11 protein-coding genes are annotated in these 15,703 nt (G+C 38.2%); 6 read left to right on the top strand and 5 right to left on the bottom strand.

The genetic code is table 11. The features are described 5' to 3' along the window. Window positions 1–23: 23 nt before the first annotated feature. The gene (locus tag IEV57_RS01080) at window positions 24–1,868 is read left to right on the top strand and encodes a PLP-dependent aminotransferase family protein (protein WP_188438745.1); all 1,845 of its coding nucleotides are present in this window, start codon (window positions 24–26) and stop codon (window positions 1,866–1,868) included. Window positions 1,869–1,997: 129 nt separating this feature from the next. Here IEV57_RS01080 and IEV57_RS01085 read toward each other — a convergent pair whose 3' ends face one another. The 4 genes from IEV57_RS01085 to mfd all read right to left on the bottom strand — a co-directional run bounded on the left by IEV57_RS01085 (window position 1,998) and on the right by mfd (window position 10,115). Further along, window positions 1,998–2,447 carry a GNAT family N-acetyltransferase gene (locus IEV57_RS01085; protein ID WP_188438747.1) on the bottom strand — a complete coding sequence of 150 codons (450 nt, stop codon included), beginning with the start codon at window positions 2,445–2,447 and terminating at the stop codon, window positions 1,998–2,000. Between the two features lie 282 nt (window positions 2,448–2,729). Beyond that, complete coding sequence (locus tag IEV57_RS01090) at window positions 2,730–5,159, bottom strand: alpha/beta hydrolase family protein (protein ID WP_188438749.1); 2,430 nt, start codon at window positions 5,157–5,159, stop codon at window positions 2,730–2,732. A 199-nt stretch (window positions 5,160–5,358) separates the two neighbouring features. Further along, window positions 5,359–6,582: a gliding motility lipoprotein GldJ gene (gene gldJ / locus IEV57_RS01095; protein WP_188438751.1), complete on the bottom strand. Its 1,224-nt coding sequence runs from the start codon at window positions 6,580–6,582 to the stop codon at window positions 5,359–5,361. Between the two features lie 173 nt (window positions 6,583–6,755). Then, window positions 6,756–10,115: a transcription-repair coupling factor gene (mfd, locus tag IEV57_RS01100; protein ID WP_188439382.1), complete on the bottom strand. Its 3,360-nt coding sequence runs from the start codon at window positions 10,113–10,115 to the stop codon at window positions 6,756–6,758. Between the two features lie 147 nt (window positions 10,116–10,262). Here mfd and IEV57_RS01105 point away from each other — a divergent pair, with 147 nt between their 5' ends. The 4 genes from IEV57_RS01105 (at window position 10,263) to IEV57_RS01120 (ending at window position 13,629) form a co-directional block, all read left to right on the top strand. Then, window positions 10,263–10,871: a cytochrome c oxidase subunit 3 gene (locus tag IEV57_RS01105; RefSeq protein WP_188439384.1), complete on the top strand. Its 609-nt coding sequence runs from the start codon at window positions 10,263–10,265 to the stop codon at window positions 10,869–10,871. A gap of 196 nt (window positions 10,872–11,067) precedes the next feature. Next, window positions 11,068–12,045: an FtsH protease activity modulator HflK gene (gene hflK, locus IEV57_RS01110; protein ID WP_188438753.1), complete on the top strand. Its 978-nt coding sequence runs from the start codon at window positions 11,068–11,070 to the stop codon at window positions 12,043–12,045. Then, window positions 12,042–12,980 carry a protease modulator HflC gene (hflC, locus tag IEV57_RS01115; RefSeq protein WP_188438755.1) on the top strand — a complete coding sequence of 313 codons (939 nt, stop codon included), beginning with the start codon at window positions 12,042–12,044 and terminating at the stop codon, window positions 12,978–12,980. The genes hflK and hflC overlap by 4 nt, the downstream gene beginning before the upstream one ends. Window positions 12,981–13,191: 211 nt before the next feature. Beyond that, on the top strand, window positions 13,192–13,629 hold the full coding sequence (locus IEV57_RS01120; protein WP_188438757.1) for an SRPBCC family protein: 438 nt from the start codon (window positions 13,192–13,194) through the stop codon (window positions 13,627–13,629). Between the two features lie 4 nt (window positions 13,630–13,633). Here IEV57_RS01120 and IEV57_RS01125 read toward each other — a convergent pair whose 3' ends face one another. Beyond that, window positions 13,634–14,101, bottom strand: a complete 468-nt coding sequence (locus tag IEV57_RS01125) for a Fur family transcriptional regulator (protein ID WP_188438759.1) — start codon at window positions 14,099–14,101, stop codon at window positions 13,634–13,636. A gap of 283 nt (window positions 14,102–14,384) precedes the next feature. Between IEV57_RS01125 and IEV57_RS01130 the strand changes: the two genes are divergently transcribed. Then, on the top strand, window positions 14,385–15,557 hold the full coding sequence (locus tag IEV57_RS01130; RefSeq protein ID WP_229744192.1) for an aspartyl protease family protein: 1,173 nt from the start codon (window positions 14,385–14,387) through the stop codon (window positions 15,555–15,557). Window positions 15,558–15,703 lie beyond the last annotated feature (146 nt).

A 15,703-nucleotide genomic window follows, 5' to 3' on the forward strand; every position in this document is an offset into this window, starting at 1 on the left:
TGCCGCCCAATTCAAAACATCCTATGAATCAAACCCAAATTCAACAGCATCTTCAAACGATTTTATCAAATATGCCAGCTGACTGGCTCAAGCTCACCACGCATCGCCTGGATATCTATGAAGAAAAGCTAGCCAAAACCCAATTTTTAGAGCATTTTGAAAGCTTGTTAAAGTCGAACTCCATCGACGCAGAGCAACTCAATCAATTACCCACAGCCTATGACTACATCCGCCTCGGTCATCCATTGTCCAGTATTTTGGAATGGGCCATTGCCGAATTGAATCAATTGCCCTTTGACCATGTCATTAGTTTTTCTTCCAAAACAGCTCCTATTTTGGCTGTGCTCAGAAAAAACCTATTCCTCAGTAGAAAAACACAGTTACTCTACACGGAAAATATTTCTAATTTCTTCGGAGCTGAATTGGTTCGTGAGATCTACGGGTATCAATTTGACATGAAAAAGGTGAGTGCTGAAGAGGAAATTCCCGACTTTGATGGAAGCAGAGTTTTGATTTCTCAATCCAGCGCTATCGGGGAAATTCAAGATGATTTCAACAGCGATTTTGTGATTACCACGCATGGATCTTTAGGAAGTATTATTCATATCACTAAAAAAGAGCATGCCTCATATATTGGTGAAATTCAGCATGTACGAAGAAGGGAAACGATAGCCATGACGCCAGCTAATTGCTTGATAGCATTGGAGATATTAGCAGGAAAATCAATCAAAATACCCCAAGATGATCGAGACGTCAACTACAAAGACGACGTATTCGTATCCATCGCCAACATCACAAGTACAGATGTCAAACCTCTAGTTGCCTCCAGTGGCTTATCGATTCAATATGCCATCATGATGGGATTGATCCACGATGCCATGGAGAAACACCCGGGAAAGGAACTCAAGTTTATTGTTCCGCCCAACTGCTACGGGGGCACCAATGACCAAGCCAGAAGGGTAGCTGCCGCTTTGCCTCATGTAGAAATCGTGGACTTACCCGTGGATGCCGGCAACGACATGAACCAAAGCCTAGACAGGATATTGACCGAACTGGCCGAAAAAGACGCAGTACCCTTTATCATAGCAGAAATTCCAACCAACCCAAGAGTGGAAGTTCCTGATTTGGATCGCCTAAAAGAAGTCTTAAGCCAAACTCGTCAAACCAAAAATGGAGAGACAGCCATTGAACCTGTTTTTATTCTAGATCAGACTTTCTGCCCAAATGTTCACTTTTTGGGAGAAGAAAATACGCTTTCAGTTGTTCCTGCAATTGCTTACGCCAGTGGGTCTAAGTTTCCAAGTGGGGGAGAATGCACGGCAGGCTATTGCGTGGCCAATCAAAAAGCTGAGGAATTGATGGATAAGATCGGGCTTCACTTAGCCTTATGTGACAATGAAGCAACGGGACAGCAGTACGAGATTTTGGCCAGACAGCTGCCTTCTATGAATCAAAGAATTCAAGATGCCTATATCAATACCAGAGAATTTGTCAATTTCATTCAAGTGAATTTGCCAGAAGCTAAGATCAACTTTGTCTCAGAAGAACTGGCAGAAAGGGGCTTCACTCCTTCTGTATTTTCACTAGACCTTCCTACCAAAGGAAATACGCCAGAGGAAAAAGAGGCCCATAAAAGGGAATTGAATCTACAATTGATTGATTTGATGATCACTAAGATTCCAGATGAAAGCAAATTCTGTGTCAGCTACGGCCAATTGAAAGGTTGCTACTGGACCATTCCGGCCACATCCACCCAAGGGACTACCAAGGAAGGCGACAAAGATTACATTGTCAGAGCCTCAGTTTCACACCATATTGATTTGGAAAAACACAAGAAGGTTTTCATGGAATTCATTCAAAGGATGTAAAAAGCCCTTTGTGACTTAGTGTCTTCGTGGCTAAAATGTAAAAAAGCCACGAAGCTCTAAGTTGGTTTGAATGAACTACAAACAAGATTATTGAATTTAAGCGTAAATCTTTTTAGGGAAAGGAGAGCTTTAAGCTTTTCGTACCATCTCTATGTGTTCAATCCCATCTTCATCGTAGATCTCGCCATCTGATTTGAATCCCAAAGATTCGTAAAAACCTAAGGCATAAGTTTGCGCTCCCAAGCGAATATCGCAAGAGCCAAAAAGCTGATAACAAGCCTCTAAAGTAAGTTCCATTACTTTTCGACCTAGTCCTTTTCCTCGAAAAGCAGGAGAAGAGACAACCCTGCCAATGGCAACCTCCTCGTAAGATAAACCTGCAGGAACAATCCTGGTATAGGCAACCAATTCATTTTCTTGGTATAAAAGCAGATGAAAGCATTTCTGATCCTTATCATCTAAATCCAAAAAAACGCAGTTTTGCTCTACCACAAAAACCTCACTTCTCAAACGGAGTAGATCGTACAACTCGTCTACATTCAATTCATGGAAAGTTTTTAAAATATGTTTCAGATTCATAAGGATTGTACTTGAATTTTTCAGATTGGCTAATATAATTCATAATCCTAGAAATCAAGAAAGTTAAGCAGATGAGTAAAAGTTTTCTCTTTTGTAAAATTGAAATTCCAACATCTAAATTTAAAGCGACAGTGGCAAAAAATAAAAAAAGCCTCCTAATGGAGGCTCTTTTTCTATATATTGAGGCAATTAATTACATTTCATCAACTTTCATAACAGTCGCCACTTACGGTCCTGTATGAAGTTTATTTCAATCAGCTATTGACTGTGGGCTGTTGACAATTATTTATTCTTAACATATTTCTCCAACCACTGATGTTGTTCATACAGGGTGTGAAGAATAGACTCTTCAGCAGAATAGCCATGACTTTCGTGAGGTAAGAATACCAATCTTGTCGTCGCTCCATGTCCTTTCAAAGCATTGTAGTAACGCTCTGATTGGATTGGGAAAGTACCTGAGTTGTTATCAGCCATTCCATGAATCAATAGGATAGGAGTTTTCACTTTGTCAGCATGCATAAATGGCGCCATCGTATTGTATACATCTGGAGCTTCCCAATATGTTCTCTGCTCATACTGGAATCCAAATGGAGTCAATGTTCTGTTGTAAGCACCTGATCTTGCGATACCCGCAGCAAATAGATTCGTGTGAGAAAGCAAGTTTGCAGTCATAAATGCACCATAAGAGTGACCTCCAACAGCGATTTTTGATCTTTCACCAATACCAGAATCAACTATATAATCGATTGCTGCTTCTGCGTTAGCTACCAACTGCTCCAAGAAGAAATCATTTGGCTCTAAATCTCCTTCACCTACAATAGGCATCTCTGTCTGATCCATGATAGCATAACCTTGCGTCACCCAATATAATGGAGAACCCCAGCTCAATCTTGTAAATCTATACTGAGAACCTCTTACTTGAGAAGCTACCGCGGCAGACTTGTATTCTCTTGGATAAGCCCACATCAATACTGGCAATCTACCATCTCTAGCAGGATCATATCCCTCAGGAGTGTAGACTACAGCTGATAGATCCAAGCCGTCATTTCTTTTGTACTTTACCAACTGCTTATTGATTCCTTTGATTGACTCGTAAGGATGATCAAAATTAGTTACTTGAACTGGTGCAATTCTTTTTCTTGTATTGACTAACCAATAGTTTGGTTGCACTTCAACACCCTCTTTCGACGTAATAAATTCAGTTGCATTGTCATTCAATACTTTTACTACTCTTTCATAGAAAGGAGCCTGACTTCTCCAGAGAATTTTCTCTGTTTTCGACTTCACATTGAAAGTAGACAAATATGGCATGCTTCCTTCAGGTGAACCACCTTCGCTAGTCATAAATACATCGTCACCTTTTCTTAAAATCACCCCTCTACCGTATTCGTTGGTTGTGAAAACCGGACTTCCTGGATCATTGTAAATATCATCAGAAGATCTTTCTATGATCACCGTTCCTTTGTCCATTGGTTTAGAAGGGTTGATCAACCTTACGATCTGCTTTCTAGTAGCTGACCATCTTTCGCTGAACAATGCAAAGCTATCGTCAGACCAAGAGATGCCACCATATCTGTAAGGCGTACTTGCAAATTTCAACTTTGTACCTGTAAAAGGTGCATCAAGGGTATAAACAATATCCCTCTCAGCAATCTCAACCCTACCATCACCACCATCCTGAGTTTCTACCCAGTATAATGTTGCTGGCTTATCGGCTCTCCAGCTGATCGATCTTGGGCCTGTTACCGTAGCATCAAAACCTGTTGGTCTAACTTCATCCAAAGGAATTTCAGCGAATGTTTTGATATTTCTACCTGTCATATCCCAAAGCTGTACATCGTAAGGGAATCTTGACGCAGGTACCAAATAAGAGAATGGCTTTTTGATTATATCTACCATCACATAGCTTCCATCAGGAGAAAGACTCACTGAAGAGAACATACCCGGCTGACCAAATGGAGTCTTGTTACCATCAAGGTCCACCATCATCAATTGTGAATCCATGAAGTATGCAAATAAGTTCTCATCATGTCTGTTTGTCAACAAATCCTGATAAGTTCTTGATGGGGCTGCATTTCCAGAAGTCTCTTGAATCGTTGGGCCAAGTGGAGCCAAAGGTGCTACTGGCATTGATCCTCTTTTAGGATTGATCGCTTTCAAGAGAATTTTATTATCTGGAGTCCAACTCATGGTTCCTCCCATGACATCATTGACAATCTCGTCAGTCAGCTTCTTAGCTACAAAAGTGCTCAAATCAACTACCCAAAGGCTGATACCTGTGTTTGTCGTATTTGTAACAGCAGCATACTTCTCGTCTTTAGAGAGAGATAGGTTGCCTAATCTTGCATTTGCAGGAAGTCCAGTGATTTGATTTTCTACACCTGTACGGGTGTTTTTAACTTTTACATTTTCTACTGCTCCACTTCGGCTAGGGCCGTTGGTAGCAGGATTGATACGCATACCGGCAATTCTCAATTCCGGCTGAGCTAAATCTTCAATAGATGGATTTCCTGATCGCTCTAAAAGCAACATAAATTCACCTGTTCGGCTAAAGCTAACGGAAGGCGTAGATGGAGCCTGTACCAAGTCAGCAATTTCTTTTGGTGGGGTCTGATAAGTTAACGCACTTTGGGATATCGCTGGACTAATGGCAAACCATGTCAAGCAAACCAACAAAGATATACGCAACGTTTTCTGTAATGTGTATAGCATAGTTCAAGTTCTTTTAATTAGAGAAATTTAACCCTTTCTGCCCAGTTTATCACAAATTTTTGAATTTGAGGTACTCTCTGAATTTAAACGGTCAAATTGGAGGCTTAAATAAATAGAAAAAGGAGCCCGAGAGCTCCTTTTTCTATTTTTAATAAAATACTTCCGACAAAACATTGTCTAAAGTAACATTCTTCAAACTTTAATTTCCTACTGCACCAACAGAAATCATGGCACACCTAAATCCAATATGGTTAGTAGCAGAGTCTTGATGCATAAACCTTCTTGTTCCTGGAGACAACCAATAGGCCATATCTCTCCAAGATCCTCCTTTATAAACTCTGTAATTATCATCAATCAGCGTAGTATTATAATCCTCAGCTTCATCATAAATACCATCTTTTCTTAATGGATTCAAATCATCAAAATCTGTGAATGAAAGTGGTCTATAAACATCTTGTACCCATTCATTCATATTCCCAGCCATTTGGTAAAGACCGAAATCATTTGGTGGGTAGTTATAAACGTTTGTTGGAATGATATCTCCATCATTAGCAATACCGCCAGCTATACCTGCATAATCTCCTCTACCTCTCTTGAAGTTGGCCAACATATCTCCTTGTTTCCCTTTTCTTTTAATATTGTATGGGTTTCTTACACCTCTACCATCCCAAGGATAAATTCTACCATACTCTTGGTTTTCATCCATGTATTGCGTTCCAATCATCGCTTTTGCAGCATATTCCCACTCTGCTTCGTTTGGAAGTCTGTATTCAGGTATGGCAACACCTCTCTCAATCAATTGATTTTTTGTCAAGGTACTGTCAATGCCTTCTTTTTCTCTCATCAAATTGCCTACGTATTCTGTTCTCCACTTCGCATAAGCTGTAGCTTGAACCCAAGAAACACCTGCTACGGGATAGAAATTAAAACCTGGAAATCTGAAATAATAGGTATCATAAACGTCATTGTAAGACATTGCTCCAGCCCATACTTTATCAGATGGCTCTAACTTCAATACAGAATCGGCACTTACATTCTTCCGCATATTGAACAAAAATTCTTTGTAATCATTATTGGTAACCTCCGTCTCATCCATGTAGAAAGATGCGATAGTGACTGTTCTTTCAACATTATCTCTGAAAGCCATAATGTCTTGTTCCTGTGAACCAATAACCGCTCTTCCTCCTTGAATGTATTTCAAGTTAGGACCAACAACCTGCTTAGCCATCTTAGTGACAACAAAGTTGGTACTATCATTGGCATCGAAACTAAATTCTGCTCCCGTGGTAGCACTTACTTTTCCTGGCTTCGCAGCAGTCCTTCTTCCGTATCCAGGTGTTTTATTACATGATGATAAGATACCAGTCGCTACAAAAAGCATTGCAACAGCGACTAATCCTAATTTATTTTTTCCAAAAACCATATGACATTTAGTGTTTTTTGTGCACAAATAGAACGCTAATATATAATCAATAATATCTTATCACAATATTATTTTTTCTCTTTCCCCTAACTCGAAATACGAATTTGTCTTAAATCAGAGATATTATACAAAAAATATCTCCAAAGTGACAGTTTTCGACCTACCAAAAATTTCTAATTTTTTTGGATTTTCATATCATTTAACCACTTTTTTGCTTTACTGATATCCTTTACACCATTGATAGTGAGTATCAAGCGATGTTTATGCTCTTTCATCTTACAATGTTTGGACTGTGTTCCGACGTACCTCAATATATGTCCAAAAACTTCCGACTTGAAATAACTTTCTTTTGATGATGGCACAAAATAACATTTCATTATCTCATTTTTTAAAACCAGTTTTTCAAATCCTAGCTGCTCGGCAAGCCATCTAAGACGAACCGTTTCAAATAAATCTTCAACAACTTCGGGAATAGGACCGAATCTATCTTGTATCGTTTTAATATAAGATAATAATTCCTCCTCCTTTTTGATATTATCTAGTTTGGAATACAAACTCAATCGCTCAGAAATATTACTCACATAGGTTTCTGGAATCAAGAGTTCCATGTCTGTCTCAATCACACAATCCTGAACAAGGATTTCAACCTTTTCCTTCAGGTCAACTTCAAATAAGGCAGCAAATTCATTTTCCTTTAATTCTTGTACGGCCTCGTCCAAAATCTTATGATACATTTCAAAACCTAGATCTGTAATAAATCCACTTTGCTCTGCACCCAAAAGATTTCCCGCACCTCGAATATCCAAATCTCGCATGGCTACCTTGAAGCCATCACCCAAATCAGAAAATTCTTCCAATGTCTGTAGTCGCTTCCTCGCCTCTGTGGTCAAGCCAGTAGTAGGTGTCGTCAAAAGGTAACAGAATGCTTTTTTGTTGCTTCGACCCACTCTTCCGCGCATTTGATGCAAATCACTCAAACCAAACATGTGTGCCCTGTTGATAATAATGGTATTGGCATTTGGGATGTCTAGTCCAGACTCAATGATGTTGGTAGAAACCAATACGTCAAATTCACCCTCAATGAACTTCACCATGATTTTTTCCAATGCCTTTCCATCCATCTGTCCATGTGCACCTGCTACTCTCGCATCAGGGACTAGCTTCATGATGATATTCGCAATGGTATCTATTTCCCCCACTCGGTTGTGAACAAAGAAAACCTGACCTCCACGCCGCAACTCAAATGCCACTGCATCTCGGATGACTTCTTCTTGGAAGGTATGGATTTCTGTCGTCACAGGCTGCCTGTTCGGCGGTGGCGTTGCAATCACGGATAGATCTCTTGCACCCATTAAAGAAAAATGAAGCGTTCTTGGAATCGGTGTAGCAGTCAAAGTCAACACATCTACATTTAGCTTCATTTCTTTCAGCTGATCTTTGACCTTTACCCCAAATTTCTGCTCTTCATCAATGACCAAAAGCCCCAAATTCTTGAACTTGATGTCTTTATTAACAATTCTGTGTGTTCCTACCAAAATGTCTATTTCACCGGAAGTTACCTGCTTGGTGATTTCCTTGATCTCTTTGGCAGTTCTGAATCTGTTGATGTAATCCACTTTCACAGGAAAGTCTCCTAATCTCTCTTGGAATGTATGAAAATGCTGCATAGCCAAGATCGTTGTAGGAACTAAGATAGCAACCTGTTTTCTATCATTCACCGCCTTGAAAGCTGCGCGAATTGCTACTTCCGTCTTACCAAAACCTACATCTCCACAGACTAACCTGTCCATCGGATAGGGCTTTTCCATATCTACTTTCACATCGGCAGTTGCTGAGGCTTGATCAGGCGTGTCCTCAAACACGAAAGAACTTTCTAACTCTACCTGTAAGACCGAATCTGGTGAAAACTGAAATCCAGGAGCATTTCTCCGCTTGGCATACAAAGCAATCAGATCTTTGGCAATGTCTTTAACTTTGCCTTTTACCTTTTTCTTTTTATTCTCCCATTCAGGAGAACCTAATTTGGACATGGTAGGAGCAGTGCCTTCTTGTCCTGAATATTTAGAAATTTTATGAAGAGAATGAATGTTCACATAAAGCAAATCGTCATCTCTAAATACCAATCGAACTGCCTCTTGAAGCTTTCCATTGACATTTACTTTTTCCAATCCTGCAAACCTTCCTACGCCATAATCAATATGGACAATGTAATCTCCCGGATGGAGGGATTTGATTTCTTTAAGTGTTAGGGCCTTTGATTTGCTGGATCGGGCTTTGGTTTTATATCTGTGAAAACGCTCAAAAATCTGATGGTCCGTGTAACATGCTACCCGCAATGTTTTGTCCACAAACCCTTCTCTTAACCCAATTAAAAGTGATTGCGTCTTGAGCGTGGGGTCTAATTCATGTAGGATGTTATCTAGCCTGTTGATCTGTTTGTCATTTTCAGAGCAGATGATATTCAGCCAGCTATTTTTCTCATTGTTCACCAAATTCTCAACCAAGAGGTCAAAGTTCTTATTGAATGAAGGCTGTGGCTGTGTATCAAATTGAATGACTTGACTGTCAAGGCCATAAAACTTATGCCCAAACTCTACCTTAACAAATGAATTACTCAAAGTTTCAAAAGCGCTCGCATTGTCAAACAAATCACTCGGCTTGGGAAGGAGTTTATCGTTATTGGTATTATTCACAATTTGCTCAAAATGCTTGGAGGCTTTCTCGAAATTTTCATCCAATACATCAAAAGTAAATTGCTGATCCTTCAGCCAAAGAACCGTATCATTTGGCAGAAACTCCAAGAATGATTGCCTAACCTCTTGAAGCAATCGTGTTTGCACATTTGGAATGATACTGATCGATTCAATTTGATCTACAGAAAGCTGGGTCTCTGGATCAAAAGTTCGAATACTCTCTATTTCTCGGCCAAAAAGCTCTATTCTATAAGGAAGATCATTGGCATAAGAATATACATCCAAAATTCCTCCACGAATGGAAAACTGCCCAGGTTCGTAGACAAAGTCGGATTTTTCAAAATCATAGGTAGAAAGAATCTCTGCTATGAATTCCATGTCAACTTTTTCCCCAACGGATGCTACAAATGTGTTTTCCTTTAGAGAGCGCTTGTTGATCACTTTTTCATAAAGTGCCTCTGCATAAGTAATGACGACCTCGTTTTTATTTTCCTTTGCTAAAATCTTATTTAAGATTTCTGCTCGCATCAGTATGTTGGCGTTTTCTACTTCATCAAACTGATAAGGCCTTTTGTAACTAGAAGGAAAAAGTAGAGTGTCTTTCTTTCCGAGTAGCTCCTGAAGATCAGAATTAAGGTAAGCAGCTTCTTCTTTGTCGTGTGCTACAATCAAATGAAAGCCTCCGATGCTGTTAAAAACTGACGTAAACAACACCATGTCCAAACTTCCAGAAACTCCCTTTAACTGGAAATTTCTATTTTTTCGGTACTTTAGTTGCTCGGAAAAGGTCTGTACAAAAGGATCTTTTTCGTAAAGGGATAAGAATGATTTTTTGTCCAAAATGCTTTTTGATTGCTGATATGAAATATTATGCAAGGTAAGGAATTGATTTGTTAAGCCTTCAAGAGACATTTATGAATTTGAAGCCATTTCCTTGAACCTATGCCTCATTAAAATGTTTAGATGGCAGATGATTTAAATGGCAAGATGAAAACAGAGAAAGAAACTTGGTTTCAAAAAGTAGAAAACATGCACCCGTATCAAACTTTGATGTATTTGGGCATGTTTGGCAGTGGGCTGATATTTTTATTTTTGACCTTGGCATTTTTAGCATCGGGATATGGCAATCTTGATGGATTAGGATTCAAGATGCCCCGTTCGTTTATTCTGAGTACGATTGTCATAATTTTTTCTGGATATACTTGCTCCAAAATGATCCTTCATTACAAGGATGAAGAAACCACAAAATTAAAAAATAGCTTATTCACGACCTTCTTGCTAGGCCTCATATACACTATACTTCAAATTGTCGGTTGGAGAGAGTTGACTGGTATGGGAATAGACTTCAGGGGAATTCCGAGCGGAAGTTTTCTTTATATTCTCAGTGGCATTCATATTTTCCACTTGGTAGGAGCAATGATATTCGCACTGATCATGATGGTACAATACAATAAAAAAGAAAAAGATGCCATTCAGAATCTAATAATGCTGACCAATCCATTTGAAAAAATGCGGATAGAACTATTCACGAAATATTGGTTCTTCATGGATTTTATCTGGTTGACCTTATTCTTAATTTTTGTAATTGCCTTTTAGTATATCCAAGTGTGTATTAGAGATTGTACTCATCACCAGGGTTCAGTTCAAAAAGGAGTTCTTCAATTTCAAAAGGAATACAAACCGCTGAATAATCAAATTCCTTAAGGTATTTAGCCTATTTCTTCTCATATTGAAACTTAATTCATCCGTTTTCGAACACTTTTAAATATCATCAAATTAAATATTTCTAAACATGTCAGAAAAAAATTATGAAATCAATATCAATCCCGACTGGATCAAAAAGTATCTGGGAAAGATTGTCATTGGCTTATTTCTCTTGATTGCTATCTTTTCAAGTATAAGAACAGTCGGTCCTGAAGAAGAAGGCGTCGTCGTACAACTCGGAGAATACAACAGAACGGTACAACCTGGGTTGAATTTTATGCTCCCTTTTGGAATCGAAAAGATGTTTAAAATTCCAGTTCAAAGACAACTCAAGCAAGAGTTTGGATTCAGGACCACAAATGCAGGCCGAAGTTCGGATTATGTAAAGGCTGGCTACGGTGACGAAAGCATGATGCTTACCGGTGACCTGAACCTCACAGATGTGGAATGGGTGGTACAATATAGAATCACAGATTCCTTCAAGTATTTATTCAAAGTGAGAAATGCTGACAAAACCTTACGAGATATGTCCGAGTCTGCCATGCGAAAGGTCGTAGGGGATAGAACAGTAAATGAAGTTTTGACAGTCGGAAGGCAAGAAGTCGCATCTAGTGTGGAAGTCTTATTGCAAACGATGTGTGATGATTATGAAAATGGAATCCGAATTGACCAAGTCGTATTGCAAGATGTAAATCCTCCAGAGCCGGTCAAACCTTCTTTCAATGCGGTAAACCAAGCGCAGCAAGAAAGAGAAACTTTGATCAACCAAGCTGAAGCTGAATACAATAGAGTCATACCTAGAGCTAGAGGAGAAGCAGAAGAAACGATACAACTTGCAGAAGCATTTGCACTCAACCGTGTCAATCGTTCCATTGGTGAAGCGGAAAGATTCAGTGCTTTGTTTGAAGCCTATATGAAAGCACCTGAGGTCACTAAGCAAAGAATCTACTTAGAGACAATGGAAAAAATCCTTCCTCAGATTGGTAATAAGATTATCGTAGATGAAAAAGGAAACAATGTCTTGCCATTATTGAATATTGATAAAGTAAAAACGCCACAGCAATGAAAAAAAATAGAATAGGATATATCGTACTGGGTGCTATTTTGGCAGTTTTGCTATTCAATAGTTACTTTATTTTGGACGAAACGCAACAGGCTATAGTCACGCAATTTGGTAAGCCGGTAGGTGAACCGAGAACCTCCCCTGGAATCAACTTCAAGACTCCATTTTTACATAAAGTGCAGTTCTTCGACAAGCGATATTTAGAATGGGATGGTGACAAAAACCAAGTACCCACGAAGGACAAGAAATTCATCTTCGTGGATACTTACGCGCGTTGGGAAATTACCAACCCGCTTCAATTTTTCATCAGACTAAGAGATGAGCGCTCAGCACAATCTCGGTTAGATGATATCTTGGATGGGGAAACTAGAAATGCTATTGCAAGTCATGACCTATTAGAAATCGTCAGATCGACAAATAGAGCTCCTGAAATCACAGAGGATTTTATGGAGGAAATTGAGATTTTAGCAGATATTTCTGTAGGTCGAGACAAAATAGAGGAAATAGTGCTAAAAAAAGCGAATGAAAGAACCACAGACCTTGGTGTTAGGATTCTCGATTTTAGATTCAAAAGAATGAACTACGTCGACGAAGTTCGTGACCGCGTTTACGAACGTATGATCTCAGAAAGAAACAGAATTGCAGATCAATTCCGTTCGGAAGGACAAGGAAGAGCAAGTTCTATTCAAGGTAACAAAGAAAGAGACCTTGCTCAAATCCAATCAGAAGCTTTCAAAGAAGCAGAAGAAATCAAGGGTAAGGCTGATGCCGAAGCCACCAATATCTATGCTGCTGCTTACAATAAAAATAGACAATCTATTGAATTGTATAAATTCTTGCGGACTATGGAAAGTTTCGAAAAATCTATGGATGAAAATACAAGTATTGTACTCTCCACTGATTCGGAATTCTTCAAATACTTGAGGAAACTCAATTAAAAATTACAAAGAAAAAGAGGAGGCCTCAAAAGGTTTCCTCTTTTTAATAAATGCGATGAATATATGGTTCAAAATTATTATAAGCTATAATTCATTGTAGCCTCACTTCAAGAATCTGAAAATTTCGTAGCACCCTTCTGCAAGTTGAAACGTGCAAAAATTGAATCTTTATTTCAAACATTTTTTCAATATTCCCTCTTATCTTCCTTAGATGAAAATAATAATAGAAACTCCCGTTGAGCAAGATTACCTCACAGTCAAAGCAGGATTTGACCAAACTCTTTTTTCAAAATTAAGCCCTCCATTTCCACCAGTCAAACTCCTTCGTTTTGATGGATCTGCAACGGGAGATATCGTTACTTTGGAACTGAATTTTATTTTTTTTAAACAAAAATGGACCAGTAAAATCACTGATGATCAGACAGATGATAAGGAATTTTACTTCATTGACGAAGGAACAGCGCTTCCTTTTTTCTTAAAATCATGGGAGCACAAACATAGAATCATCAAAGCAGGAAAAGGATCAATCATTCGAGATGAAATTACTTATCAGGGACCTTTTGGAATTATGACATTATTGCTTTACCCTGCTTTATACTTGCAATTTCTTTATAGAAAACCCATTTATAAAAAAATATTCAAACGGTAGATTCTCAATACTGAATATTTTCGCAATCTTGAATTTTGCAATCTCCATAAAGTACCAAAGAGTGACTGCTTATTGCTGATTGAAATTCTCTACCCATGGCTTCTTTGATCAGATTCAGCCTTTCGTCAGAAAACTCACGGATTTTTCTGCACTGATTACAGACATGATGATCGTGATGTTTATAAGTCAAAGCTTGTTCATAAAGTGCTACTTTGTCTTTGAACTGATGCTTGACAGCAAGACCACATTCCACCAAAAGATCCAGCGTATTATATATAGTAGCCCGACTGATGGTGTAACCTTTATTTCTCATCAACAAAAAGAGCCCCTCTACATCAATATGCTCATCTTGAGGAAGCGCATACAATTCATCTATTACAGAGAACCTTTCAGGAGTTTTCCTGCTTCCTTGTCTAGAAAGGAAATTTTCAAAAATCTTTTTTGCTTTATCTACTACCGACTTTTCTGCCATATCAAACACTTCTAAAATTAAAGATGCAGGATTTTTTAGATATTTTCAACTTAATAGAGAACTAAATCAAGTAATCTCATAAATCAAAGACCCTGTTATTTTGCATTTATTCAAGATATTTAAAATTTATCGAAAACATATTTTCATTTTATTTATTCTTATATTAATCAGAGAAAAAGAATCAGCCATTTAGGATTTTATGCCCAAAATTCTGTTAATAACAATCGCCCAAATTTGCCTCCTTTTCAGCAATGTCTGTTTTGCACAAATTCCTGGATTTTACATGAAAGAGGAATCAAGAAAAACAGAAATACCTTTTATCAATTCCAATAACCTAATCATAGTGCCCGTTTCAATCAATGGTAATGAACCTGTTAACTTTATCATTGATACTGGGGTGAGAACCAATATCTTCTTTAGTAAAACTGTTTCCGATCTTTTAGGATTAGAATACACGAGAAGTCTAAATTTAGTTGGTGCCGATGGGAAAACAGTATTAACTGCCTCTGTATCTCCAAACAATCACTTTGATCTTGGAAATGTAGAAGGAAAAGCACAGACTATTTTAGTCCTAGATGAAGATTTTTTTGAGTTGGAAAGTGTAATCGGAATTCCAATTTATGGAGTGCTAGGCTATGAATTTTTTAAATTCAATCCGATCAGAATTAATTATGGAAGACAGAAAATATATTTTTATAAAACAGACGCTTTAAAATGGAGGCCCTTTGGCTTCAGAAAGCTAGATATGCCCGTAGAATACAACAAACCCTATATAAGCGCAAAAGTAAAGCAGGTAGCAGGCAAAGATTTAAAAACCAAACTATTGATAGATACTGGAGCAAACCATGGGCTTTTACTCAATCCAGAAACCACTGATGAAATAGTCATTCCTCCAGTTAACTTAGAAACCGATTTAGGAAGATCACTTGGAGGAGATCTATATGGCGTAGTAGGGAGAGCAAAATTTGTCTCTCTTCAAGGATTAAGGTTCGATAATATAATAGCATCCTATCCCTTTGAAACAGAGTACAGCTACATCATCAAAGAAACGGGTAGACAAGGAAGCATCGGGTCTGAGCTTCTTGGTAGACTTGAACTCATCATTGATTATCCAAGGGAACGTTTTATGTTCAAAAGATCTGTCACTTTCACAAATCCTTTTGAATTTGACATGAGTGGTATTACTCCGAAAGTATTACCAACGGAAGTAAGAAGAATTTATGTTGCAAAGTTGAAAGAGCGATCTCCAGCCTATAATGCAGGAGTACGAGAGCTTGATGAAATCATCGAGATAAATAGGATACCTGTTGACTTTTGGGAGCTATCTGACATCATAAAAGCCCTTAGATCAGAAGTGGGAAGAGAAATAACTATTAAAGTCAAGCGCCCGAGTGATGCAAATCCAGAAATTTTGCAAGAACTTGAGTTCAAATTCTTTCTGAGACGCCAGATTTAGTGGATTAATAGATCTGAAATAAAACTAAAAAGAATGGTTCAATTTATATTGAAATAAAAGTTCTAAGCTTATCTATTCTTGTTTCTCTTATGAAATTAGTATATTTGGTAGGTAATATTTTTAAGAGATTAGTGAATTAATACAAT

It is taken from the genome of Belliella aquatica (assembly GCF_014637795.1).
Taxonomy (GTDB): Bacteria; Bacteroidota; Bacteroidia; order Cytophagales; family Cyclobacteriaceae; genus Belliella; species Belliella aquatica.